The sequence below is a fragment of the Bradyrhizobium sp. UFLA06-06 genome (genome assembly GCF_054820065.1).
This window is the reverse complement of sequence record NZ_JADFUD010000028.1, coordinates 1-21,617: the sequence shown is the minus strand read 5'-3', so window position 1 is coordinate 21,617 and position 21,617 is coordinate 1. Positions and strand designations below refer to the sequence as shown.

The following is a 21,617-nucleotide window of genomic DNA, read 5'->3' as shown; positions in this document are numbered from 1 at the left end:
CGTTCGATCCACCTTCCACAGCATTGGTTGAGCGAAGCGTCAGCGTAGCTGCATCTCCAGCGAGTTTTCAGGGGCGATATTGTCGTGGCCATTCGGCTTGATCACCCGCAGATAGGTCTCTGCATTTGGGCCTAGGGAAATGACTGTTTCACCCGGCAGGACGCTCCGCGCAATGCTCAGGGTTGAGTCGTCTTTCGCTAGACGCAGGTGGTTCGCCTCGTGTTGCCAGGAAATGATTATGGGCCTCTCGCTGTAGTTCTTGAGCAAGAGGAAGTGCGTTATGTTGACGCTGCCCTCGATGAGTGGCCGGGCCACCATAATTGCTGCCGGGTAGTGCTTAGTATACCGGTCCACGATTAGGAAAACCGCCGAGCATATTCCCGAAATAGAACCAACGATTTTTAGCAGTTCGATTAGATCGGGCATTCCTTACCCCAGATGAGCCAGAGGCGCCCTTCGTTCGGGCGAACAGGTCTTTGCCCGGCTGCAGCATTCTCACGAAGGTTCCGCTTTCGTGGTACTCAAGCCAGCCTTGATTTTTCGCGTACTCCAAGCCAGCCCAATACTCAGCCGGAGTCGCCTTGTCCCGGTAGAGCATCGGATAGTTGATCTTCTCGATGTAGATCCGGCCGTCCTGGATCGGCTCAAAGGCGCGGGCGTGCTCCATGATCCGGCGCGCAGCTTTCTCCGGGGCCGCCCAGCGGCGGTCTTCCTTCATCTTAGTCATCGCGCCTACATTGCAGGCGATTGGTGTCTTTGCAAGAGAGCCAACAATCTTCGATTGAACTCGGGCGTAACAATTGATCCGGAGAAAATCTTCACCGATTCAATCAGTGGCGCGTATTCTCTCACGGTCGCATCGATATCATTGGTTTCCATGGCCCTCTTAATCGCGCATCGGGTAAAGGCCGTGTCCAAGTGCATGAAGTTCACGCCAGTTGCTCTTGCGAAAGCGTTCGTCAGCTCACGTTGAGCGGACGCCGCCTTTCGATAGGTGTTCCATAGATCTTTGAGTTTGCCCATGAGCACCTCCGAGGTTCTATGGAGGCGGGCTTACAGGCCGCGGCTCGCCCTGAGCGGAATTGCCCATGGAGCGCATCGCGTTATCTGTCATTTGCTTTTGATAGGCCGCGCGCGCGCTGAAAACGGGCGGCAATGATCAGGGCGATCGGAATGCCCACAAGTACTAGAAAAGCCACGGTGCCGATGGTTGCCATCGTCGTTCAGCTCCGGTGAAAACCTTCGGGAATCCTGAATCAATCGGGAATCGAGCGCAAGAGCTATCTTTGATGGTCGCGCTTGCTGAACATGCTTCGAAATCCTCGCGGCAACCGCGGAAGGTCATCCTCCGGCTTCGGTCTGTTGCATTTAGGACAAGGGGCGCCAGCACCGCCGCACCGGCACGCGTGATTTCCAGTCCACGGCTGATCGGGATGGTTTTCGCAGACCCAGCCAGTATCGTCACACTGAATGCATGCCGGCTCAGTCATCGCATCAGCTCGAACAGTTCGAGGACGGCAGCAAGCCGCAGCTTAGCACCTTTTGGCATGTGCTGGAGCAGGAGGTGCCTGGTGTCCGCGGCGATCTCGTCCCGCTTGAGCGGGCTGTACTCGGCGTGGAACGCCTCCATCTTGGCGGCGAACTGCCGGGCCACCTCGGGCGGGATTTCGAGCGGCTTTCGGGTTACCGGCATGCCCGGAAGATAGGGATAGAGGGTGGGATTTGCGAATCTGCCTTTACGAAGTCGATCATCTCGCTAAGCCCCAACCACGTCCGTTACGCTAATGATTGGTCAATCCTCAATAGCTGATGCAGACGCCGCCCGGCCCCCGTGCGCGAGCCGATTGACAGTCAGAGATATCCCAATAAATGCGATCTTGCTCGCCAACTTGCTGAAGGCGCCAATAACCGTCAACAGAGCCGCGTGGCATTGCCAGGACGGCGCGATCGATGCAATCGCTAACATGTTGATAGTTAGATCCACCAATCGCCGAGCATCGATCGTACAGATCTTTCGGCACATATTGGCGTTTGAATGCAATGGCCGCCGCTAATACATTGCGGCGTTGCAGCCCGACACACGTATCCACCACCAACGGGCGAAGTTGCTGATTTAGTTCCTTGGTGGAATCGGCTGCCTTCTCGCATGTGGTTCGGGCTGCTCGCTCATCAAACTCATATGATTCGGCTCGAGCCGGAGAGCCCGCGCAGAAAACGCTGGCGAGCAGCGAGAGCATGCAGATCGAGGGGCCGCCGATGCAGCTCATTGTCTCACCAACTGTACAGCAGGCAGTCCTCTCCCATGGGCGACCCCACCCAGCGGTGTATGCTCTGGCAGCGGAACACAACCTGTTGTCCTCGCCTTAGCTGAGCAATTTTTGACTCGTCTTGCTTGATCGGCTTCACTTTGGTCGGCATGAACTGGTTGCTAGTTTCGAGGCTGACATACATGCTGTCGAAAACGCTTTTGTCTATCGATTGAATACGGCCAGAGATCTGGATGATTTTGCCCTTGAGGCGAAGATCAGTGGCAACCTCATTGCTCTGATAGGCATCAAAGAGGTCTTGCGCCGAGGCCGCTACCACTTCTTTTTGTGGCGCGGGCGCAGAAGACTGCGGCGCACTTCTTGGCTGCTCTGTTTGGCCGCCAATCTTTCCTGCAATAACGATGATGGCGAAAGCGCCAAAAACTCCGAACATTGCTTTCCGGCCGAAGCCAGCGTCACGGTTGGTCTTAGCAAGTGCCACAGCCGCCGCGGTCGGTTGTTGAGGTGGTGGTGAGTGAGGTGACGCGGGCGCTGAGGCTACTGTTCGAGGATTGCCGCAATGCGGGCAGGCGGGTGCCCGGTCGCTAATCGATTTCAGGCACTCTTCGCAGGTAATTAATGCCATGCAATAAACTCGCTCGGAAAGCGGTTATCTTTCCGCAACCCCCGAGCGAGTGCAACCGTGCTTTCTACGGGGTCATTTGCCCCGCATCTTTAGTCCTAGCTCAACAAGCCGGCGGATGGCCTCGGGGCGGCCGGGGAGGTCTTCCTGCTGCCGGCGAAAATCGTCAATCTTTTTGGCCATTTCCGGCTGAAGGCGCACCAAAACAGGCTCGCCGGTTGCCTCGGCGCGTTTCTTTTGCGATTTCGTGATTTCACGACTTGCTTTGCTCATGAGTCTATGATATCACGAAATCAAGCCGGGGCAAGGCGGCAACCTCGCTCCCGGCTCTAGCCCAGGCCGAAAGGGAGTTAGCCAATGGCCCGAGCTGCCTACAAAACCGCTTTCTTCGCTCTTCCGTGACCCTGTGCTGCGCGCCGCCTTCAAGGCCGCCGAGGACGATGGCCTGACGGGTGAGTTGGTCGAAGCCGACGGGCCGCGTCGCCTGGATGGTGGCGCCGCTGTGTCTGTCCGCATCCTCGAGACGGCGTGACGGAGGGCGCAACCATGAAGGCACTGAGCAACAGCGCCGCGGGCGCTAAACAATTGTCGTCGGCACTTTTGATTCCCGATAGCCGGCCAATCGCAGGGCAGGCCTTCTGGCGCGTCGCAGATTCCCTCCCGCGGGGCTGCAATCAGCAGGAGGTCAATCATGAATATGTTCGTCTCGTCCGCTGCGGTCGCCGCGGCTTCGCCGGCTGCTGCCGAAATGCGATTTGCAACCAAGGACGAAGCTGCTTTGGCTCGCATCGAGCAAGTCGTCGATTATTTGCGCACTCGGTACGTCCGGGAAGGATGGAAAATCGATGAAAGCGAGGCGGCCTTAGCACTGGATTACTATCGTCGACGCGCCCACGGACCCGCGTTTAAAGATGAGGATGCGGACACAACTGCATTCTATCGGGCGATAGAGTTCTTCAGGTCGCATGGGCAGAGCCTCGATTGGGTCCATGATGGGAATCCGGTAGGATTGATCTGCGATGCCGCGCGCCACTCCAAGCGTGGAAACGGGCTCGCGGAGCTGGCGAGGGTGGGCAAGCCTGAGCCGATCCTCGAGTTGATCGAGCGTCACAAAGCGATGATCGGCACGCTCGAGCAGCTCTGTCGCGAAGATGGCGCGCTGCGCAAAGAAATTGGACATCACGCGGCGGCAGACGGAGATCGACGGGGATGAGTTATACGTCGTCGAAAATGATGATCCGCGCTGGATCAAAACCCAGAAGGAGCTCTATGCGACCTTCGCAGCGGTGGACGACATAGCATGCGAATTAGTTGACGCTGATTTGAACTCGATCACCGGCGTCACTGCGCTGCTGAAGTATGGGCTGGAGCACGTCGAAGCCGGCCATGTCTGGCCCGACATTTCCGACGGCGAGGGCAAGGATGCGAAGCACGGAGCCTGGCTTCACTTCGCAGTCCGGAACGCTCTGGAGGCTCTCGAGAAGCAAAAATAGCGCGATGGCGCAAAACTACGCCGCCGGTCTCACAAATACACGCCCGGCGGCGTTCATTCCTGCCCTTGTGATTTCGGGACTTAAGCGTGGACCACAGCCCAATCGACGACAACGGTTACATCGAACTTTCCGCCCTGAATGTCATAAACAAGGACGTCGAAGCCTCCGTCCTTTTTTTCGTCGATGAATGCGCAATACAAGGGTCCCTTCCGGTCTGGGCCGGAAATCCCATCTGGGCTTATGTAAGGCGTAAGCAAGACTTGGTCGGCCGCTTTCATTCCGGAGACGGGAACACTTTCTAGTCCGTACTCCTTGCCCGCTGTCTTGACCCTAACAGTACCTGTGGAAATTACGGAGGGCATGCAATTCCTCCTAGGGTTTGAGGTGGCTAAATTGCCACCAGAGCGGGAGGTTAGTTCTTCAATCAGCGGTTGAGTATGAGGCCAAATGGCGCAGCTTGGTCAAGCTGCCCCCCTGAACAAAACACGAAGCGCCGTGTTGCGTCCGTGTTGCGCGGAATGGTTTGCAGCGCTTGGTAACGCGTTGATATTGCTAGTATCAGCTCGCGATAACTTGCAACACGAAACTAGCAGTTAGAACGAAGCCGAAACTGCAAGAAACCCTTATTTTATCGGCATAAGTCGTGGCGATCCCGGCAGGACGGGCATGCCCAACTGGATCAAATACTTAAGCAGGCTCACCGGCTTAACCGTCCAAATTGCGATGTAACGGCATTTTTCGGACTTGGCCCACCATCCTGGGCAATCGTCCAGCGCGATGACGGGCGCTTCCAACTTGGCATCGACGACGACGCGCCCGGACCGTTTGAGAGCCGAAGCCTAGCAGCGGCTGTAGCCCTGCAACGGACCAATGCCCTCCTGCGAACGGAGGCCGCATAGTTCATGGTCGAAAATGAAAAGGGCCGCCAAGAGGGCGACCCGATTCCTAGAGGTGTCTGGCGAGACATCGGGGAATCTGAAGCATCTCTTCACAACCGTCAAGCCCGACGACTGATACGGCTACTTCCGGTCAGTTTCGAAATGGCGTCGGCCATCGCTCCAATCGTTTTTGGTGAGGTGGCGCAATGACAGCCGTGAACGTCGAAGCTCGGCACGCCGAGATCAAACGTCGTTATGCTTGGCAGGCCGAGCAGCGGCGCGAGAAGCCAGATCAGGCGCGGCTTATCACGCTGATCCGCCTGCGCGAGCTCGAGCGCATCTTTCAGAGCCGGTACGGCCGCTTTCTGCCAGACGATGACGCCGGCATGGATGACCTAACCGTTGCGGCTCACCATGTCGCCTTTCTACGCGGCGATGTCGTTACGCATATCCTCGCCTGGGCTAGATCCTGGGCGCCGTGGCTCCCCCAGGATAAGGCAAAGCAACTGGCTGAACGGGTGGCGGCAGAGCCCCGCAAGTTCACCGCCGACGCTCTCGCGTGGCGCCTTCGCCTTTCTATGGCTGAGCGTACCGCCCTCAAGGTCACCACGATCGGCGCCTTCGACCTGTCCAAGGCCGAACGAGAGGAAGAGCGGAAGCGGAAACGCCGCGAGGCCGAACGGGCCCGCCGAGCCAAGGCTAGATCCGGAGCGTCCCGAGGACGGCCCCGAAAAATGCGTGGCCAGCAGGTAGAGAAGATATTGCTGGCCACGGATTTTCCGCTGACCAGTGACACGGCGCGGGAAGTGTCCGAGGGCGCCGCAGCTGTCGACCATCCGACCAGAGAAAACAAATCAAACTCTGTCCAAGCGGCGCGATCTTCATTGTCTGATTTGGAAGCCCAACCAGCAATGCCACCATCCAACAGCACCCGCGCCGGGTCACCGGACATTGTTCAGCCGCCTTTTGATGCAATAAATCAAGCGGTTGAGTTGGCCAGAAAACATCCATCTATGCGACTGCCGAAGGATCGGCCGGCGGTCCAACGTATGTTCGAGCGCTTCTGGCCCCGCTACGCGCGAGCCGCAGTGCAGATTGCTGTTCGCTTCTACGGGAGATTCCAACCGGAGCGGGATACGAGGGACTGGGGAATCGTGTTCCGGATGTTCCTGGACCGTGAGGTCCAGGCAATCGAGCTCCACCGAGAACGGCGTCGAGAGTGGGACCGGAAGCGAGAGGCCAGATCTACTCTCGATCGGTACACTTCCCCGGCTCGCGAACTGACCAGAGATGATATCTGGGCGCGTGAGACCGAACGCGAGGCACGCAGAGCGCGGCGGGCTGAAATTCTGGGCAGAGGCAGACTGAGGGCGGCGTCTTGACCGACACAACCCCCAGCATCGTCCCGGACATCAACGAAAGTGCGACGGCATCCAGCCGCAGGCAGCCACCACTTCCAGCAGACCAATGCCCAGTGCTCTTCAATTGGCACCAGGTCGGTCTCTACATGGGCTGTTCAGCGGACTCCGCACGTAGCCGATATAACCGCAAACAGCTCGGCGACCTGAAGGTCAGCAAACCAACCGGGTGGAATTGCATCATGGTCGTCAAGGCCGAACTCGATGCAGTCCTGCTCGATATAGCCGGCCGCTCACGAACACGTCCGCGTGATTAAAAAGATGCATCTGCATCTACTTTGGACGCTCGCCTTCTTCAGTTGAGGAGGGCATACGGAAATCCCGACTGAAATTGATCCGGTCGCGAGTCCTAAATCATTGGGGTTTTTGAAGCGCCATCACATATACGTTAGACAGTTGATTTCCGTATAGGCTAGCCGTATGATTCCGCCTGTTATTGAGCAGGGGAAACCAACATGAAGCGCGTCGGCATCTATCTTCGTGTTTCGACTGACAGCCAGACCACCGAGAACCAGCGGCGCGAGCTCGAGGCTGTTGCTGCGCGGTCGGGCTGGGAGATCGTCGGGGTCTATGAGGACGCCGGCATCAGTGGCGCCAAGGGCAGGGACAAGCGTCCTGGCTTCGATCGACTGCTGAAGGATGCAACCGCCCGCAAGGTGGACATGATCGCCGCCTGGTCGGTCGACCGGCTCGGCCGCAGCCTGCAGGATCTGGTTGGCTTCCTGAGTGAGCTGCAGGCGCTGCACTGTGACCTGTACCTGCACCAGCAAGCCCTCGACACCAGCACGCCGTCCGGCCGAGCCATGTTCCAGATGCTGGGCGTCTTCGCCGAGTTCGAGCGCGGCATGATCCGTGAGCGCGTCAACGCGGGCCTGGCGAGGGCAAGGGCGCGCGGTGTGAAGCTGGGCCGTCGTCCGGTTAAGCCGGCTGTGGAGGCCCGCATTCGGGCTCTAAAGGCCGAGGGAATGGGCATTCTGAAGATTGGCAAGACAGTCGGCGTCGGTACATCTGTGGTCCAGAGGGTGGTCTCCGCTGCGGTTGGCGGTTAATTCCGCCTCTTGGACCTCAAGTAATCCAGCGCCGCATCAACTGACTGCCCGTGTGCAATTTGGAGTGCGCGTCGATGAACCGGATTAGTACATCGGATAATGGTCCAACCGTGCCCGTGATCTACTTGCTCAATCCTAAGCAAGCGGCAGTACGTCGCCAGACGTTCCCCGACGTCGTTGGTTCTGATGTACCAATCATACATGCAGCAATCCTTGCGTGGTGCCAACTTCGGGATGTCCGGAAAGCTCCCGACGAGATCCGCCGATCCTTGGTCAACTAGTCACGTTGAGATCGCGCAGCCGCTGTCTGGCCTCCCGCGCAGCAGCGATGATCGGCGCCTTCTGGTCTCGCAACAGCTTCGGTACCTCGCACATCGGCTCTACGCCAGAATAGTCCACCTGGTAGAGGACGCCCTTCTCAACCAGCTTGTAGGCTTGGCTCAGAATATGCACTTTTAATCGTACCGAGTTCCGCTCAAGCAGGTCGGCAAGCAACAGAAATTCACCGGGAGTGAGTGAGCTCATGTTGGCTTCTATCTCCTCCCACTGTTCCTTCGCATGGCGTGTTTTGGCCTGGGAGCCGCGAACTGCGCGCTGAATAGCTGACACGATGCCAGCAACCATCGACATCGCGGTTATACTGGCGCCCGCTATGAACGAGAGCGTCGCCCAGCCGACGTAGGAAGCGAGAACACCCGGCTCCGGTAACCCAAAACGATGGGCGATGATCACTAACCCGCCACCTAGTGCGAGAGGTACACCGAGGCGCCATCCGCCCTCGGCGAGAAGCTTGATTAGAGAAGTAACGCTTTCCACGGGAGCGCCTCGGATTGACGGGTTAGTTACTTAAAGCGGCCGTAGACCGTGGCCCCTGGCTGGCTTCCTACCAGGGCGGGCATGGGTCGATGCAGTACGTACAAAACGATCATTTCCTCCTGCCCAGACCCCTTGTACGCCAACACCCGATCTCCGGGAGCTGGTAACTGGAGGAAGTTGTGAGATCCCCAAGATTGAGTGTTGCCAGCTTCGTCAACCACTTCCTCGATCATTGCAGCAATCATTGTCTGTGACTCCCCAGGACATCATTTTTGTCTCTCAGACAGACTACACACCAAACTTAAGCGTGAAAATATTCTTCAACGCTACTTACCCACCATTGCACGCCAATAACCGACAGTCGCGGCTCTGCGTCACCCTCTGAGACTGGCGCGCCGTTGCGCGCGCGGGAGAGTGCGTTCATTTCTAACGGATGCACGATGTTCGCACCGCATTCACCAGCACGTCACAGCCGGCACCGCACAAGCGGGCGCCGGGATCGATCACCAATCGGTCTGTGATCTCAAATCGACCGTGGTGCCTGCCTGGCGTCGATAATCGACTGCCACAGGCGAGGCGTTTCCGCGACCTGTGTAAGCAGTTTGCGCAGGATGCCGGCGGCACCGAGCACCTGACTGAAGCCGAGAGGGCGCATGTTCGCCAAGCGGCCATGCTCACCCTTCGCGCCGAGGCCTTACAGAACGCTCAAGTGCGTGGCGAGCTGGTCGACGGTGACGAGGCTATCCGGCTTTCCAGTGAGATCAGGCGCATTCTTGCACCCATCATTGCCAAGGGCGCCGATCACAAACCGGCAACTCCGGATTTACAGAGCTACATCGCGCAGCGTGAGGGTCGCGCCGCGTGAACATAATCGAGGCCCTGGACGACCCAAATCTGTTTGAACCGTGGTTCCGTGGACCCACGTGGAATCCTTGGCGCGTCGTGCTGAAGGCCATATTCGCGCTGGAAATGACCGACGAGGAGAAGAAGTTCTTCCGCAGCATTGCCGATCGCGAGCCACCGACCGAACCCGTGAAGGAAGCGTGGTTCATCGTTGGCCGACGTGGCGGCAAAGACTCGGTGGCCTCCCTGTTGGCAGCTCACATGGCCGCGATGTTTAACGGCACCAGCCACCTACGGCCCGGTGAGCGTGGCGTAGTCATGTGTCTGGCCTGCGACCGTGATCAGGCCCGCATCGTTCTCAACTACACACGCAGCTATTTCGTCGAAATTGATCTCTTCTCGGGCATGATCTCGAAGGAGACTCAGTTCGGCTTCGAGCTGACCAACAATATCGATATCTCGGTAGCGACGAACAGCTTCCGGGCTGTCCGCGGCCGGCCCGTGCTGTGCGCCATCTTGGATGAAACCGCCTTTTGGCGGGACGAGAACAGCGCTAATCCGGATCAAGAAACCTACAACGCAATCAAGCCGGGCTTAGCCAGCCTGCCGGGCTCGTTGGTGATTGGCATCAGCTCGCCATATCGCAAATCAGGCCTGCTCTACCAGAAATATCGCGATCATTACGGCAAGGACAGCAAGATCCTCGTCATCAAGGCCCCGACGCGGCTGCTAAATCCTCTCATCGATCAGTCGATCATTGACGAGGCGATGGCGGAAGATCCCGCCGCTGCATCAGCTGAGTGGCTCGCAGAATTCAGAGACGATATCAGCGCATTCGTGACGCGCGAGGCCATCGACGCCTGCACGACGCCTGATGTGCTTGAACGTCCGCGCGTCGACGGTGTGAAGTACTCCGGTTTCATCGATCCGTCCGGCGGCTCGAGCGACAGTATGACGCTCGCGATCGGCCACAGCCAACTCTCAGAAGACAAGAAACGTTCAATCGCGGTGCTGGACGCTGTGCGCGAAATCCGCGCACCCTTCAGCCCGGAAGATGCCGTCGCGGAGTTTGCCGCGCTGCTCAAGAGCTATGGCATCCGCATTGCCAGAGGGGACCGCTATGCCGCGGAGTGGTGCCGAGAGTCGTTCAAGAAAGCCGGCATCGAATATCGCCCGGCAGATTTGAGCAAAAGCGAGATCTATCGCGATCTTTTGCCGAGGTTGAATTCCGGCGAGGTGGATCTGCTCGATAACCAGCGGCTCGCCACTCAGTTACTCGGCCTGGAGCGACGCACAGCGCGCGGTGGGCGCGATAGCATCGACCATGCTCCCGGCGCGAAAGACGACCTCGCGAACGCCACTGCGGGCTGCCTGGTTTATTTGACCAGTGCCCGCCATCAGCCAGTTTACCCCTCCATGTACTCATGGAGCGGTCAACGAATGGGCGCGCCACGATCTGGAAAATACGACGGACTAATTACCGAAGGCGAATTGGCCGGCGGTTTCGCGACAACGATTGGACGACATTAGGAGACCAAGGCGATGACTACAGCTGGAGAAAGACACGGCATTAAAGGAAGGCGCAAGATTTTGCAGGCGGACGTTTCCGGACGGCCGAACCATGCCATCCATTTTTGGGAAATCAAATCGAAGCCGGGATCGACGGTCGAGCGGCTCGAGAAGGCGTACCTGAACACGTTGGCCGCCATTGATCTTGCCGAGAGCATCGGCCGCCAGCTCCGGGCTGATGCCAGGTACACTGAGCAAGGGCAGCAGGATCAGCACCGCAATCACATTCTGCGCGAGGGTGTGCCTGTGTTTCACCAGGGCCGCCGCGCGATCTCAAAGGCCAAGCAGGAATTGGAAGAGATGCGCAATCGTCTTCAGCTGCCCAAGGCCGATCCGACCGACGCAGCCGGAGCAATTGCCCGGATGGAAATCCGGACGTGGCTTCGCAGTCTGCCGCAAGGTGAGCGCGACAAAGTCACGAGAGCGGAGAAGGTTGATCCGCAGATCCGTGCAGCGATCCTCGAGGCGCCCGCCGTCATGACCGGCGTCGCCGAAAGTCATATGAACTTGCTCAAAGAGACTGCGCTGCGGGAGGCGCACGGCTCCCTGATCGACGATATCGCCGAACTGGAGACTGCGATTAACGTCGCGACTTCTGCGGTGGAAGCCGGCCGCGACAGCGCGCGTATCGACACCGGCATGACACCCGAGCAGTTCAACGAAGCCGCCGCACCGATCGAAGCAAGGGAGACCGTGCCCTGGCTGCGCAAGGGCAAGGTGATTGATCTCGAGCGCGGCGTGATGCGGGAGCCGACCGAAGACGAACTCGCCAACGGCATCGAGGCGCCAAACCTCGAAGAATTTAACCGCCTCAAAGCCGCCTGACCGCGAAGGACCAAGGATGAACGAAGATACCAGCGCGACTGGGCCCGGCACGAGGCTGGATTTCCCTGGGGGCGATAGCTGGACTGGCTATCGATTGCTCGGCTTCAGAAGGAAGGGCGCGCGCACCGCGCCGCCCGGCAACCAGGCATCAGAGCCCAACCTACTCAGCGCCGTGGCTGCCGGCGCGTTTAGCGATCTCTCCAGCCGCATTCTGCGCAAATCAACATAATCACGAAAGGACATGAAATGACGACGATTCCTAAAGCACTCCCGCCTGGAGTTGACCACCTCGCTGCCACCGAAGCGGTCGCCAACGCAACGGAAGGCCATGTGAAGGCGGCGACTGCGCAACAGACCGCGCCGCGACCGGCCGGCACGAAGGTGGGCGTCACGGTCGAGTTGCCCGCCAAGACCTACTCTCGTTGAACGGCGAGCGAGCGGAGATATGAATGTTTATTAGTCCGCAGATCGTGGCGACGCGACCGCCGGCCATTGTGTCGGCTGGCGGCTTTACGCCGACCACCTTCGACGCAGCTTCGCTTAGCAACGTCACACTCTCCAATGGTAACCTGACCGCGACGCGCAGCAACACTTCTGTAGGCGGCGCGCAGTCCATCGCGGCTAAAGGCACAGGAAAATTCTATTGGGAAGTTTTGGTTGGCGCCTCTCACGCCAACACCGATTTCATCGGTATCGCCTCACCCACGGCGGGGTATTTCGTGTGCGTCAACGGTAACGACGGAACCGGAATTTGGCTTGGAGATGGCCGTACCCCAAACAACGGTAGTCCTACGGGAGTCCTGGGCGCGGCTAACGCGCCAGGAACCGTTATTCGTAATGCATATGACGCCGGTAATAAGAAGTTTTGGCAGGCAGTGAACGGCGGCTTGTGGGAGGGCAGCGGGACTGCTGACCCAACCACGAATACCGGTGGTCGCACGCAAACGAACGCGACCATGCAGCCACTTGTGGCCTTTGCTACGAACGGCGCTCCACAGATCGGCGATAACTATACCGCCAATTTCGGCGCAACCGCTTTTGCCTATGCAGTGCCGTTTGGATTTACCGCGGGGTGGCCGCCATGAAGAAGACGGTGAGGCGGTGATGGGTAAGCGGGTCAATTACAGGACTTTGATCAGCAGGTTCGGTGCCTAAAAGGGGTATTTCCTGCTCGTTGCAACTGTGATGACATGGGGCTGGGCAAGAGAGGGGACCACCATGGCGGGTGAAGTGGATTTGGGCGGCGAAGTGCTGTTGACGGTCAAGATTTCAAACACTAGGCCAGTTGACCTGGTCGACCTGACCACGAGCCTTATGGCTCTGGCTGAAGAGTTTCGCGACTTTGCAAGCCGGGAGAACGAGCCCGCGGAGATTAAGCTCTACGTCAGGGAGCTTAGGTCTGGGAGTGTCATTGCTGATCTCATCCCGATCGCTCAGCAGGCCGATTGGGTGCTCGATCACAAGGACATTCTCGGAGCGTTCGTCGGAAATCTGAGTGACCTGGTCGAGTTTTTCTTGCGCGGCAAGGGAAACGAATCGGGTGCAACAAAGATGCCTTCTCACGAAGAGGCGAAGCGTCTTTCGCAAATTTTGGACCCCGTCGCAAAAGACGGCGGCGCGCAGTTCAATATTCAGTTGAGCGATCACGCCAAGATCGAATTCCATACGCATATTCACGTTGACTCAATCGACGCAAATGCCATCCAGAATGGCGTGCGTCGCTTCTTAGGACCGGATCTTCCGGCTCAGTTGGTTCGGCGCGACCAACTGATGGTCCTCGAGCAAGTCAAAAACTCAACGTCGTCCAAAACAGGTGATCGAGCTATCATTGAAGCTGTATGGCCGAAGCCGGTCAGACTTCAATTTTTGAGTGACGAGGCGAAGGCCAAGGTCCTCACTCTGGAGGAAAATCCGTTCCAGAAAGTTTTCGTGGTGGACGTCGAGGTTCATTCGGTAGGCGGAAAGCCTGTTCTATACCGAGTCATCGACGTGAAGGACGCGCTCGAGCGGCCTTAGAGCCGTGCTAGCGATCGCGCCTGCTGAACATGCTTCGAAAGCCCCTCGGCAACCGCGGAAATTCGTCATTAGGCTTCGGCCTGTTGCACTTCGGGCAGGGTGCGCCAGCGCCGCCGCACCTGCAGGCGTGATTGCCAGTCCACGGCTGATCTGGGTGATTTTCACAGACCCATCCAGTATCATCGCAAAGGATGCATGCCGGCTCAGTCATCGCATCAACTCGAACAACTCGAGGACGTCCGCAAGCCGCAGCTTAGCACCTTTGGGCATATGCTGGATGAGCAGATGCCGAGCGTCCGCGGCGATCTCGTCCCGCTTGAGCGGGCTATATTCGGCGTGGAACGCCTGCATCTTGGCGGCGAATTGCCGGGCCACCTCGGGCGGGATTTCGATCGGCTTCGGCATGGGGCCTAAAGGTTAACGCACAACAACGCCGCCAAGCTACCTGGCTAGAAATTGGCTCCTGCCACTAGCAAAACTGCGCCGATCGCCATCAGAAGCATGCCCGGCCAATTTGCTCCGACCCCAAGGAATCCCAAGCCGCGATGTGACGGCTCGAGAGTATCACCATCCGGCCGGCTAAGTGATCCCCGCCAGATTGCGGCGTGTGCCATGTACAATATTCCACCGAGAACGAGCAGGGCGCCAAGTCCCAATAGGAACATTCTCCGCCTCCTCAATTCACAGCTAACGATTCAAGCGCCGGCAGTCTCGCTCAGATTTTCTGTGCAGCACCGGCCCGGTCAAATACTGGCGTTTTTTCGATATCGCTGGAGCCTCTTCCGGAAGGCCTATCTTCGGTGGCGTGCCGCAACGACTCTGTGGTGGAGTCCAGTCCGTCAACGGTTTCATTTGCCTGACTGCCGGAGTCGTGCGGGTGAGCAGCAACATGCCCGGCTCCGGAACCAGTAACGGCATCCCGTGTGCTCGAACGAGGTGTCCGATTTTTTCGTGTCATAGGAATCTCCCTTAACGAGTCAATTTTTTCGCTCGCTGCAGGTTCCGTCAGCACAGAACAGTGGGAACGCCCGCCTGATCTGTCCGTTGATAATTCGACTTGTTGGAGAACCCGTCCATGCAAGACGATTACGAGGTCTTTCGCGAACCGGAGCTTTGGTTAGCTGCTTTGGTCAGCTGTGCGCCCGCGTTTCTGATTGCGGCGTTGATGATCGCGTCGCTTATTCAGCCGCAGTTCCCGGGCTGACAAGCTATGAACCGATCCGCGAAGCCGGGCAGCGTGCTTAAGATGGTAGCTGGAGCAACTGTTCTGCTGGCGCTGTTGCTCATGGGTTTCGTTTTTAGTGCGATATAGCTAGACCGATGGATGGTGGATAGACCATAGCGGCCCCGCTAGGCTTCGTGGGATTGCCGTTGGTGCGAGAAGCGGCTGTAGTCGACGCCATGAACGACTACCCCACGAAGATCACATTCGGCGAAATGCGCGAAACCGGCGCAACGCGCATCATTGTCTTCTGCAAGGACTACAGGTGCGCACAACGTCCAGATGGATGCCTCGCGGTGGCCTGACGAGGTGCGCATTTCCGATGTCGAACCGCGGTTCGTCTGCACGGTTTGCGGCAAGCGAGGCTCGAACATTCGGTCGGTAGACGCGCCTGCCAGGATGGGTACGCGCGGCTGACAGGGGACGCTACCCAAGTTTGGCCGAAATGGCCCGCATGCTGGTGCGTGCCATTCAAGGGGCTTATCCGTTGTGTGGTGAGCCTTGGTGGTGTCGTCCGGCAACGTCGTCGCCAAGGCTCTCACGCGGCAATGCAACTTACCCGTTCGGCATAAATTTGGCCGAAACGATGGTCTTGCCATCACTTGTAGGCTCGACCGAGTACTCCGATGAAAATTCGAAGGTGCGGCTTCCGCCAAGCATGACGTAGAGCACTGCTGCGCAGGTCACACCTTTTCCGATGGTGCCGCGCTCTCGAAACGAATCTGCGTCAAGATTGAGTGGGGTGCGCGCCAATTGCATTTTGTGAACTGTCTCCATGTCAGCGGATGACCCGCCGCTTCGAAGCAGGAAATCGCGCGCGTAGACCGAGACCGAGTTGAGTTTGTCGTTAGCGAGTTCTTTGACAGTTCGGATCGTGCTCGGGTCGTCGCATTTTGGCCCGCCCGACCAAAGTGCTATGCCGGGAGCGCCTGTCTTGGAGTGTAACGGCGCGAGTCCGACAAACAGCATGAGCGCAATCACTGCAGACAGAATGCCGGCCACGTAGGAAAGCGCCACGATCGCCTTTGTAGAGCCGTCCATAAAATATCCCCTTAAAGAATGCGCTCATCGTACCGCAACCTAGACGAGCGGGAAAGTCGGTGCTCCGTCCGGGTTTTTACGGTGGAGAAGCGGCGCGAGCGTCACCCTTGCTGCCCAAATTTCTCGAGCGACTCAGTCTCGTTTGCCGTCCGGCGCATCAGACGGGAGCCGCGGATGAACTACACTCCAACACCAAAGGTCGTCACCCAACCGAAGGGACTCACTGACGAGAAGGCGCAGCGCATTATGCTGGGGCTTCGTGAGGGCAAGACACCCAGAGAGCTCTGGGTAAGGCCAGGCCAGCTCGAGGCGTATTTTTCAGGCCATCCAGAATTTGCCCGGGAAGCTCGCCCACTGATCGAGGCGAACGGCAAGGCCGCACGAGCGCGCAAAGGCGACTATTTTCGATCGAAGACGCACTGCAAGCGTGGTCATCCGCTAACACCGGACAACGTCTATCTATTTCCTTATCGGAATGCGCTTGGACGGAAGTGTAAATTGTGCACTAAGCTTCATTCGGAGGCGCCGCCGCTTCCGACCGAAGACCAAGTCAAGCGCGTCACGGCAGCCTTAAATTCTGGCCAGACCCTCAATCTCATTTGCACCGGAAAAGTGGCCGGCAAGATAGTTGCGAGCCGGATCATGGGCTTCAACAAACTCAAGGTTTATCGGGCGCGAAATCCAGACTTCGACAAATTCATTCGAGCGGCGACCGAAGATCACAACAGCAACGGACAGCTTCGACGGTGGAATTCGCAGCCAACGCGAACGGACCAGGTAAGGGCTCAGAACAATGACTACTACAAGATCCGCGAGTTGGTGCCGCGTCATCTGCCCGACGACGTCCGCGACGACATCGCTCAGTCCGTTTTTCTGGCGCTCTTCGAGGGAACGCTTCAGCGCGATCAAGTGGATAGCCGCGTTCGACAGTTCGTCCAAGATCACAATCGGATGTTCCCGACGAAGTTCGCTAAGTTCGGCGATAGCCCGTTGCTTTCGCTCGACGAAGTCATGTTTGAGGATGGGGCGGCGACACGGGGCGACAGTGTCAGCCGGGGGCTCTGGGATTGAGATCGGGGCGGTGACGCCGGTGCGTCACTTCTTGAGGAAGCCCTGCTTCTTTAGGTAATCGGTCAGAAGCTTCTCGATAAGCGAGGTGAGCGAACGCTGGTCGGCCTCGGCGGCCTTGTCCGCTAACGCCTTGAGATCTGGGTCAATTCTTAGGTTGACCTGGGCGGTTTTCAGTCGTTTCACAGTCATGTGTAGAAAATGTCTTTACATTGCGATTTAGACATTGTATAGACATTGGCTACTGAAAGCAAGCGGCCCGCTCCGGTGCTTCCAACACCGAAACGGGCCTCACTCAAGCCGATGAGGTAAGTCATGGCCCAAGCTACCAACCAGTTTAGCACGAAACCCCTGTCTTCGCTCTTCCGCGACCCTGTGCTGCGCGCCGCCTTCAAGGCCGCCGAGGACGAGGGGCTGAGCCCCTCGCCGGTCGTCGTCGACCTGCCGCGCACGCTCGACGGCGGCGCCGCTGCCCGCCCTGAACTCGAGATGGTCTGAGGGAGGTGAGCATGACAGACCGCAACGAAGCCGCTACGGAACTCCACAGGCGCGCCGTTCTGGCCGGCCTTGCCGCAGCGGCCCCGGCCGCCGCACTCGCATCGGTGCCCGCCTTATCGGCACAGGCGTCCGTGATGTCGCCGGATGATCCTGTATTCGGCCTCATCGAGGCTCATCGCGCGGTAGCCCGCGCAGCTGCCGCGGCATCGGAAGAACGATCCCGGTGCCAGCAGATCCTGCTGGATGAGGGCATCGGACTTCGTCCGCACGTCACAGCCATCGATGATAGCGGCTCACCGGTCGTCGTCTACAGTCACCGACACATCGACGGGTGCCCGACACTGTCCGGCCAGCAGCGGGACCGGGCACATGCGGGGCTCGAGGCTGCGCTTGGTCGCCATTCCGCCGTTCTCGGCGATATCGACAATGTCGTCAGCGATGCCTGCGACGCTGCCGACGAGCATCTCGACGCGTTGCTCTCGACCGCGCCCACGTCAGTAGCCGGCCTTCGCGCATTGCTCCACTACATCCTGGCGGACGACGACGGCCCGACTTGCGATGAAGACCTGTCCTGGAACGGCCGACTGGAGACGCTCCTATTCTCAATCGTCGGCGCGCTCGACAATATCGACGCAGCCCATGCTGGGGAGGCGGTCTAATGGCAGCAGCACGGGAAACCTCTGATCACCGGCGCCACGCGCTTCAGATGGTCTGTCAGCTTCCGGAGAACACGGAGGATGCGTTGGCCGTCCTCCGCGCCGCCGAGCGGCTCGTGACGGGCTTCCTCGCCGGCGACGAGCCGGAGAGAAAGTCTGCGTCCGTTGTCACCTTGATCGGGGGCAATGACTGCGCCTGACCGCGCTCCGCTGTCCCAGGAAAAGACGCCGCCGGTCTCAGAAAAACATGCCCGGCGGCGTTCATTCCAAAACCTGGGCCCTGAAAATTCCCAAGCGCGAGCAAACGTCAATGCCTGCGCCCGGGTTGCTATTTTTTCAGCGGGCTTCCCGGTTCAAGGCCGGCCGCGAGACGGTAGGAACCTTTCGTGTTTTTCCTGCCTAAAGCGATTCGGGGCGGCTTTTCGTTTGTGGAGGTGAAAGATGATAAGGCCTGTCCGTCGCTGGTCCGCTGAAGAAATCGAAAAGCTAAAAGCTATGGCGGGCAAACTACCCGCCGGCAAAATTGCCGAGCAATTAGGCCGCGGCCCTATGTCGGTTGCACTGAAGGCGCACCAGCTCAAAGTCTCCTTGCGAACGCGCGGCGACAGTTCTTCGACCAAACCCCGGTAGCGGTGGCCGCCGCGGGAACAAGTGGCGATGTCGGGGAGTCGTCATATGCTCCCGGATCAGGTGGCGCCCTCGACCGGGAGCTTAGTGGTGGCCCCGGCGCGCCCGCGCTGGGGTCGCTTTTGATTGGGCCCAATTTCAGAACAAACGCTAAGCCGCCGTGTTGCGCCCATGTTACGCGAACGAAGTGGAGGACGAGGGCGACGAGTGGCCCGATACTGACGCCACCGGCTCGGATGGCTGGCACTATCAACTGCGACAAGCGATGGCCATTGCGGCGGCCAACTTGGCGGCGGCATGAAGAAGCGAAGCCCGCCGGTTCATGCCGGCGGGTTTTCCTTTGGCGCAATTTCCATTTTTTCGGGAGGTCGGCCGCGGCGCGCGCTATGTTCGGCCATGGCTTTCACCGCCTCATCTTCGTCGGCGCAAAAAGCGATGCTTCGCCGATCGGCAAACACGAGCCACTGGCGAAGGCCAACTTCCCTGATGACGTACTCGGTCATTTTCGAGCGTCCTACAGCGAGTAGACTGCATCTTAGGCAAGCGACCTTGCTGTTCCATTAATCAGAATCCGCCGCCCTCACAAATACACGCCCGGCGGAGTTTTCTCGAAGATCGTGGATAACCCGTGCGCCTATGAAGGCGGCGAACAAAACTGGAACTACTATTACCGCGATGCTAGATCGATATCGCGAGCGATGCTGTCGGGATGAACCACCAAACTTTCTGGCGGTGGTTACACATGCTGACACTTCGGGCAGGCACCCCATCGATGCTATCATTTTCGTATGAGAGCTGATTTGACCTCTCCTTAGGTTGTATAACTGGAGTTGTTCGCTCATGGATTCCAAGGTTGAGTTTGCGGCCCGGCTTCCTCGTGATGTGAAGAGCTTTCTCGAGCGTGAAGCGACGCGGAATTGTAGCAGTCAGAACAGCGAAATCGTGCGGAGCATTCGGCTTCGAATGGATCGTGAGCTGCTGCCAGACCGGGTGGTGGTGGACTGATGTCCCGCGGCGCCCAATCTTACAAGCAGGGTGACTTGACCAAGGCTGTAAAGGCCCTGGTGAAGGCCGGCATTACTGTTGGGCGCATCGAGATCCAAGGCGACAAAATCATCGTGATACCTGGCGCCCCGGTAACGACAATGCCGGCCTCAGATGACGTGAATGAGTGGGATTCCGTTAGATGAAGCGGAGGAACCCGCCGAACGTTCACTCGTACGAAAACCGTCACGGCAAGATCGTCTTCTATTTCCGTCGACCCGGTCAAAAGAAGATCCGGTTACGGATCGATGATGGTGTGCTGCCGTGGTCGCCAGCCTTCATGGCGGCGTACGAACTAGCGAAACATGGCACATCGCCATCGGAGCTTGGTGCGGCGCGCACCGTCCCTGGAACGGTCAATGCGTCGATCGTAAGCTATTATCAATCCAGTGCATTCAGGGATGGCCTCGCCAAGAGCACGCAGGGTAGCCGACGCGCTATCCTCGAGAGCTTCCGCAATGACCATGGCTGCAAGCGCGTCGCGCTGATGCACTCAGCCGCGCTCCAGAATATCTTCAACAGTAAATCGCCTGCCGCACAGCGCAACTGGATGAAGGCGCTCCGCGGTTGGGTCGATCACTGCCTCGCCTTGAAGATGATTAGGAAGGATTCTCTCGCCGACGTGAAGCTTGTAAAGCTGCCACGGACGGGCGGTCACCATCCGTGGGAAACGGGCGAGTGCGAACAATTCGAACAGCATCACGCCATCGGCACTAGAGCGCGGCTGGCCTACGAGCTGCTATTGCAGGCCGGCCAATCCCGCTGTGACGTCGTCCGGATGGGAAGACAGCACATCCGCAATGGTATGATGACAATGGGGCGCCAAAAGACGGGGGTTCCGTTCAACGTTGAGGTCATGCCGCGTTTGCAAGCCGCGGTCGATGCGATGCCTGCGAGTGATCATCTGACTTTCTTGGTTACGGCACAGGGTAAGCCGTTTACTGCCGCCGGCTTTGGAAATTACTTCCGCGATTGCTGCCGCGACGCAGGATTGCCGGATCGGTGCACATCGCATGGCCTGCGAAAGGCCGCGGCTACCTATCTGGCCGAGCTCGGCTTCACTGACCATCAGCTGATGGCGTGGTTCGGCTGGACGTCGATCTCGCAGGCGCAGGTGTACACGAGGGCAGCGAACCGGAAGCGGATGGCTCGCGAGGGCGCGAAGCTCATTTCAGGAACAGGCATTGGCTCACCTTCTGACCCGGTGAGCCAAAATCAATCGCAACCTATTGAGAAGACTGGAGTAGGAAAATGAGATGGCGATCCCGGCAGGATTCGAACCTGCAACCCGCGGAGTAGAAATCCGCTACTAAAATGTTAGGCCTATGACGCGTTGAGCGGTCCGTCCAAAAGGTACCCAAACGCCGGAAATGTTCCCTACCATTTCGCCGCTTTCGGTAAATCGTTGAAGTCGCGGCAAAATGCGAACCATAAACCCAAAACGCTAATGCTCTTCGCAATGGGCTTCACACTGGGCGAGCATGCATTGTCCGGTTTCGGGTGGGAAGCAGACCGACGTCAAGCGGGCCGCCGTGGTCGGCTCGTGACCCATAGCCGGCGTTGCACGACGACTGGGCCGGTATCGGCTTTTGACCCTGGCTGTGTGAAAACATAGTGCCGCTGTTATGATTCTCCCGTGATTCTGAGGGGGAATCGATGAGGCGC

32 protein-coding genes are annotated in these 21,617 nt (G+C 58.4%); 19 read left to right on the top strand and 13 right to left on the bottom strand.

Annotation, left to right across the window (positions count from 1 at the left end; genetic code table 11):
• Positions 1-39: 39 nt before the first annotated feature.
• The 7 genes from IF803_RS23440 to IF803_RS23410 form a co-directional block, all read right to left on the bottom strand.
• A complete protein-coding gene (locus IF803_RS23440) occupies positions 40-354 on the bottom strand; it encodes a hypothetical protein (RefSeq protein ID WP_461193611.1) in 315 nt (104 codons plus the stop codon).
• Entirely contained in the window at positions 338-718 is a 381-nt protein-coding gene (locus IF803_RS23435; RefSeq protein ID WP_461193610.1) for a hypothetical protein, read from the bottom strand. The genes IF803_RS23440 and IF803_RS23435 overlap by 17 nt, the downstream gene beginning before the upstream one ends.
• Positions 719-732: 14 nt before the next feature.
• Complete coding sequence (locus IF803_RS23430; RefSeq protein ID WP_461193609.1) at positions 733-1,023, bottom strand: hypothetical protein; 291 nt, start codon at positions 1,021-1,023, stop codon at positions 733-735.
• A 463-nt stretch (positions 1,024-1,486) separates the two neighbouring features.
• On the bottom strand, positions 1,487-1,693 hold the full coding sequence (locus IF803_RS23425) for a hypothetical protein (protein WP_461193608.1): 207 nt from the start codon (positions 1,691-1,693) through the stop codon (positions 1,487-1,489).
• A gap of 106 nt (positions 1,694-1,799) precedes the next feature.
• Positions 1,800-2,267, bottom strand: coding sequence for a hypothetical protein (locus IF803_RS23420; protein WP_461193607.1), 468 nt, complete (start codon positions 2,265-2,267; stop codon positions 1,800-1,802).
• Between the two features lie 4 nt (positions 2,268-2,271).
• Positions 2,272-2,892, bottom strand: coding sequence for an OB-fold protein (locus tag IF803_RS23415; RefSeq protein WP_461193606.1), 621 nt, complete (start codon positions 2,890-2,892; stop codon positions 2,272-2,274).
• A 72-nt stretch (positions 2,893-2,964) separates the two neighbouring features.
• A complete protein-coding gene (locus tag IF803_RS23410; RefSeq protein ID WP_461193605.1) occupies positions 2,965-3,162 on the bottom strand; it encodes a hypothetical protein in 198 nt (65 codons plus the stop codon).
• A gap of 418 nt (positions 3,163-3,580) precedes the next feature.
• Between IF803_RS23410 and IF803_RS23405 the strand changes: the two genes are divergently transcribed.
• On the top strand, positions 3,581-4,102 hold the full coding sequence (locus IF803_RS23405; RefSeq protein WP_461193604.1) for a hypothetical protein: 522 nt from the start codon (positions 3,581-3,583) through the stop codon (positions 4,100-4,102).
• Entirely contained in the window at positions 4,062-4,382 is a 321-nt protein-coding gene (locus IF803_RS23400; RefSeq protein WP_461193603.1) for a hypothetical protein, read from the top strand. Before IF803_RS23405 ends, IF803_RS23400 begins: the two co-directional genes overlap by 41 nt.
• A gap of 80 nt (positions 4,383-4,462) precedes the next feature.
• On the opposite strand, the gene IF803_RS23395 is transcribed toward IF803_RS23400, so the two are convergent.
• Positions 4,463-4,744 carry a hypothetical protein gene (locus tag IF803_RS23395; RefSeq protein WP_461193602.1) on the bottom strand — a complete coding sequence of 94 codons (282 nt, stop codon included), beginning with the start codon at positions 4,742-4,744 and terminating at the stop codon, positions 4,463-4,465.
• 722 nt (positions 4,745-5,466) lie between these two features.
• Between IF803_RS23395 and IF803_RS23390 the strand changes: the two genes are divergently transcribed.
• From IF803_RS23390 to IF803_RS23380, 3 genes are all read left to right on the top strand, one after another.
• Positions 5,467-6,642: a hypothetical protein gene (locus IF803_RS23390; protein WP_461193601.1), complete on the top strand. Its 1,176-nt coding sequence runs from the start codon at positions 5,467-5,469 to the stop codon at positions 6,640-6,642.
• Positions 6,639-6,935 (top strand): hypothetical protein, encoded by a 297-nt coding sequence (locus tag IF803_RS23385; protein WP_461193600.1) that lies wholly within the window; start codon positions 6,639-6,641, stop codon positions 6,933-6,935. The genes IF803_RS23390 and IF803_RS23385 overlap by 4 nt, the downstream gene beginning before the upstream one ends.
• 198 nt (positions 6,936-7,133) lie before the next feature.
• Entirely contained in the window at positions 7,134-7,727 is a 594-nt protein-coding gene (locus IF803_RS23380; protein ID WP_461193599.1) for a recombinase family protein, read from the top strand.
• Between the two features lie 273 nt (positions 7,728-8,000).
• Here the strand turns inward: IF803_RS23380 and IF803_RS23375 are convergent, their stop codons facing one another.
• Positions 8,001-8,459, bottom strand: coding sequence for a hypothetical protein (locus IF803_RS23375; protein WP_461193598.1), 459 nt, complete (start codon positions 8,457-8,459; stop codon positions 8,001-8,003).
• 517 nt (positions 8,460-8,976) lie between these two features.
• On the opposite strand from IF803_RS23375, the gene IF803_RS23370 reads away from it, so the two are divergent.
• The 7 genes from IF803_RS23370 to IF803_RS23340 all read left to right on the top strand — a co-directional run bounded on the left by IF803_RS23370 (position 8,977) and on the right by IF803_RS23340 (position 13,796).
• The gene (locus IF803_RS23370) at positions 8,977-9,408 is read left to right on the top strand and encodes a hypothetical protein (RefSeq protein WP_461193597.1); all 432 of its coding nucleotides are present in this window, start codon (positions 8,977-8,979) and stop codon (positions 9,406-9,408) included.
• Complete coding sequence (locus IF803_RS23365) at positions 9,405-10,916, top strand: hypothetical protein (protein WP_461193596.1); 1,512 nt, start codon at positions 9,405-9,407, stop codon at positions 10,914-10,916. Before IF803_RS23370 ends, IF803_RS23365 begins: the two co-directional genes overlap by 4 nt.
• 12 nt (positions 10,917-10,928) lie before the next feature.
• A complete protein-coding gene (locus IF803_RS23360) occupies positions 10,929-11,780 on the top strand; it encodes a hypothetical protein (RefSeq protein WP_461193595.1) in 852 nt (283 codons plus the stop codon).
• 16 nt (positions 11,781-11,796) lie between these two features.
• Positions 11,797-12,009, top strand: a complete 213-nt coding sequence (locus tag IF803_RS23355; protein WP_129965024.1) for a hypothetical protein — start codon at positions 11,797-11,799, stop codon at positions 12,007-12,009.
• Positions 12,010-12,026: 17 nt separating this feature from the next.
• Entirely contained in the window at positions 12,027-12,206 is a 180-nt protein-coding gene (locus IF803_RS23350; protein ID WP_129965025.1) for a hypothetical protein, read from the top strand.
• 23 nt (positions 12,207-12,229) lie between these two features.
• Positions 12,230-12,865, top strand: coding sequence for an SPRY domain-containing protein (locus IF803_RS23345; protein WP_129965090.1), 636 nt, complete (start codon positions 12,230-12,232; stop codon positions 12,863-12,865).
• Positions 12,866-12,998: 133 nt separating this feature from the next.
• The gene (locus tag IF803_RS23340; protein ID WP_129965089.1) at positions 12,999-13,796 is read left to right on the top strand and encodes a hypothetical protein; all 798 of its coding nucleotides are present in this window, start codon (positions 12,999-13,001) and stop codon (positions 13,794-13,796) included.
• Between the two features lie 207 nt (positions 13,797-14,003).
• On the opposite strand, the gene IF803_RS23335 is transcribed toward IF803_RS23340, so the two are convergent.
• Positions 14,004-14,201 carry a hypothetical protein gene (locus IF803_RS23335; RefSeq protein ID WP_129965087.1) on the bottom strand — a complete coding sequence of 66 codons (198 nt, stop codon included), beginning with the start codon at positions 14,199-14,201 and terminating at the stop codon, positions 14,004-14,006.
• A 670-nt stretch (positions 14,202-14,871) separates the two neighbouring features.
• On the opposite strand from IF803_RS23335, the gene IF803_RS23330 reads away from it, so the two are divergent.
• Positions 14,872-15,000, top strand: a complete 129-nt coding sequence (locus tag IF803_RS23330; RefSeq protein ID WP_276469632.1) for a hypothetical protein — start codon at positions 14,872-14,874, stop codon at positions 14,998-15,000.
• Positions 15,001-15,573: 573 nt separating this feature from the next.
• Here IF803_RS23330 and IF803_RS23325 read toward each other — a convergent pair.
• Positions 15,574-16,059 (bottom strand): hypothetical protein, encoded by a 486-nt coding sequence (locus tag IF803_RS23325; RefSeq protein WP_129965085.1) that lies wholly within the window; start codon positions 16,057-16,059, stop codon positions 15,574-15,576.
• A gap of 174 nt (positions 16,060-16,233) precedes the next feature.
• On the opposite strand from IF803_RS23325, the gene IF803_RS23320 reads away from it, so the two are divergent.
• Positions 16,234-17,130, top strand: a complete 897-nt coding sequence (locus IF803_RS23320; protein WP_461193594.1) for a hypothetical protein — start codon at positions 16,234-16,236, stop codon at positions 17,128-17,130.
• 24 nt (positions 17,131-17,154) lie between these two features.
• Here the strand turns inward: IF803_RS23320 and IF803_RS23315 are convergent, their stop codons facing one another.
• The gene (locus tag IF803_RS23315) at positions 17,155-17,319 is read right to left on the bottom strand and encodes a type II toxin-antitoxin system antitoxin (protein ID WP_179077652.1); all 165 of its coding nucleotides are present in this window, start codon (positions 17,317-17,319) and stop codon (positions 17,155-17,157) included.
• A gap of 123 nt (positions 17,320-17,442) precedes the next feature.
• On the opposite strand from IF803_RS23315, the gene IF803_RS23310 reads away from it, so the two are divergent.
• Genes IF803_RS23310 through IF803_RS23300 form a run of 3 tightly spaced genes read left to right on the top strand, consistent with a single transcriptional unit; the run spans position 17,443 to position 18,481 of the window.
• The gene (locus IF803_RS23310) at positions 17,443-17,625 is read left to right on the top strand and encodes a hypothetical protein (RefSeq protein ID WP_129965083.1); all 183 of its coding nucleotides are present in this window, start codon (positions 17,443-17,445) and stop codon (positions 17,623-17,625) included.
• Positions 17,626-17,636: 11 nt separating this feature from the next.
• On the top strand, positions 17,637-18,284 hold the full coding sequence (locus tag IF803_RS23305) for a hypothetical protein (protein ID WP_129965082.1): 648 nt from the start codon (positions 17,637-17,639) through the stop codon (positions 18,282-18,284).
• The gene (locus tag IF803_RS23300; protein WP_129965081.1) at positions 18,284-18,481 is read left to right on the top strand and encodes a hypothetical protein; all 198 of its coding nucleotides are present in this window, start codon (positions 18,284-18,286) and stop codon (positions 18,479-18,481) included. The genes IF803_RS23305 and IF803_RS23300 overlap by 1 nt, the downstream gene beginning before the upstream one ends.
• Before the next feature lie 747 nt (positions 18,482-19,228).
• Here the strand turns inward: IF803_RS23300 and IF803_RS23295 are convergent.
• A complete protein-coding gene (locus IF803_RS23295; protein ID WP_304495460.1) occupies positions 19,229-19,411 on the bottom strand; it encodes a hypothetical protein in 183 nt (60 codons plus the stop codon).
• Positions 19,412-19,748: 337 nt separating this feature from the next.
• Here IF803_RS23295 and IF803_RS23290 point away from each other — a divergent pair, with 337 nt between their 5' ends.
• Positions 19,749-19,913, top strand: a complete 165-nt coding sequence (locus IF803_RS23290) for a DNA-binding protein (protein WP_264641566.1) — start codon at positions 19,749-19,751, stop codon at positions 19,911-19,913.
• 181 nt (positions 19,914-20,094) lie between these two features.
• The gene (locus tag IF803_RS23285) at positions 20,095-21,207 is read left to right on the top strand and encodes a tyrosine-type recombinase/integrase (protein WP_461193593.1); all 1,113 of its coding nucleotides are present in this window, start codon (positions 20,095-20,097) and stop codon (positions 21,205-21,207) included.
• Positions 21,208-21,617: the final 410 nt, after the last annotated feature.

Coding starts and splice junctions, on each gene's coding strand:
- IF803_RS23405 (WP_461193604.1), top strand. CDS start 3,581: ATGAATATGTTCGTCTCGTCCGCTGCGGTCGCCGCGGCTTCGCCGGCT.
- IF803_RS23410 (WP_461193605.1), bottom strand. CDS start 3,162: ATGAGCAAAGCAAGTCGTGAAATCACGAAATCGCAAAAGAAACGCGCC.
- IF803_RS23395 (WP_461193602.1), bottom strand. CDS start 4,744: ATGCCCTCCGTAATTTCCACAGGTACTGTTAGGGTCAAGACAGCGGGC.
- IF803_RS23355 (WP_129965024.1), top strand. CDS start 11,797: ATGAACGAAGATACCAGCGCGACTGGGCCCGGCACGAGGCTGGATTTC.
- IF803_RS23390 (WP_461193601.1), top strand. CDS start 5,467: ATGACAGCCGTGAACGTCGAAGCTCGGCACGCCGAGATCAAACGTCGT.
- IF803_RS23295 (WP_304495460.1), bottom strand. CDS start 19,411: ATGACCGAGTACGTCATCAGGGAAGTTGGCCTTCGCCAGTGGCTCGTG.
- IF803_RS23335 (WP_129965087.1), bottom strand. CDS start 14,201: ATGCCGAAGCCGATCGAAATCCCGCCCGAGGTGGCCCGGCAATTCGCC.
- IF803_RS23360 (WP_461193595.1), top strand. CDS start 10,929: ATGACTACAGCTGGAGAAAGACACGGCATTAAAGGAAGGCGCAAGATT.
- IF803_RS23380 (WP_461193599.1), top strand. CDS start 7,134: ATGAAGCGCGTCGGCATCTATCTTCGTGTTTCGACTGACAGCCAGACC.
- IF803_RS23345 (WP_129965090.1), top strand. CDS start 12,230: ATGTTTATTAGTCCGCAGATCGTGGCGACGCGACCGCCGGCCATTGTG.
- IF803_RS23420 (WP_461193607.1), bottom strand. CDS start 2,267: ATGAGCTGCATCGGCGGCCCCTCGATCTGCATGCTCTCGCTGCTCGCC.
- IF803_RS23305 (WP_129965082.1), top strand. CDS start 17,637: ATGACAGACCGCAACGAAGCCGCTACGGAACTCCACAGGCGCGCCGTT.
- IF803_RS23370 (WP_461193597.1), top strand. CDS start 8,977: ATGCACGATGTTCGCACCGCATTCACCAGCACGTCACAGCCGGCACCG.
- IF803_RS23290 (WP_264641566.1), top strand. CDS start 19,749: ATGGATTCCAAGGTTGAGTTTGCGGCCCGGCTTCCTCGTGATGTGAAG.
- IF803_RS23285 (WP_461193593.1), top strand. CDS start 20,095: ATGAAGCGGAGGAACCCGCCGAACGTTCACTCGTACGAAAACCGTCAC.
- IF803_RS23325 (WP_129965085.1), bottom strand. CDS start 16,059: ATGGACGGCTCTACAAAGGCGATCGTGGCGCTTTCCTACGTGGCCGGC.
- IF803_RS23320 (WP_461193594.1), top strand. CDS start 16,234: ATGAACTACACTCCAACACCAAAGGTCGTCACCCAACCGAAGGGACTC.
- IF803_RS23310 (WP_129965083.1), top strand. CDS start 17,443: ATGGCCCAAGCTACCAACCAGTTTAGCACGAAACCCCTGTCTTCGCTC.
- IF803_RS23340 (WP_129965089.1), top strand. CDS start 12,999: ATGGCGGGTGAAGTGGATTTGGGCGGCGAAGTGCTGTTGACGGTCAAG.
- IF803_RS23350 (WP_129965025.1), top strand. CDS start 12,027: ATGACGACGATTCCTAAAGCACTCCCGCCTGGAGTTGACCACCTCGCT.
- IF803_RS23425 (WP_461193608.1), bottom strand. CDS start 1,693: ATGCCGGTAACCCGAAAGCCGCTCGAAATCCCGCCCGAGGTGGCCCGG.
- IF803_RS23430 (WP_461193609.1), bottom strand. CDS start 1,023: ATGGGCAAACTCAAAGATCTATGGAACACCTATCGAAAGGCGGCGTCC.
- IF803_RS23435 (WP_461193610.1), bottom strand. CDS start 718: ATGAAGGAAGACCGCCGCTGGGCGGCCCCGGAGAAAGCTGCGCGCCGG.
- IF803_RS23330 (WP_276469632.1), top strand. CDS start 14,872: ATGCAAGACGATTACGAGGTCTTTCGCGAACCGGAGCTTTGGTTAGCT.
- IF803_RS23415 (WP_461193606.1), bottom strand. CDS start 2,892: ATGGCATTAATTACCTGCGAAGAGTGCCTGAAATCGATTAGCGACCGG.
- IF803_RS23300 (WP_129965081.1), top strand. CDS start 18,284: ATGGCAGCAGCACGGGAAACCTCTGATCACCGGCGCCACGCGCTTCAG.
- IF803_RS23315 (WP_179077652.1), bottom strand. CDS start 17,319: ATGACTGTGAAACGACTGAAAACCGCCCAGGTCAACCTAAGAATTGAC.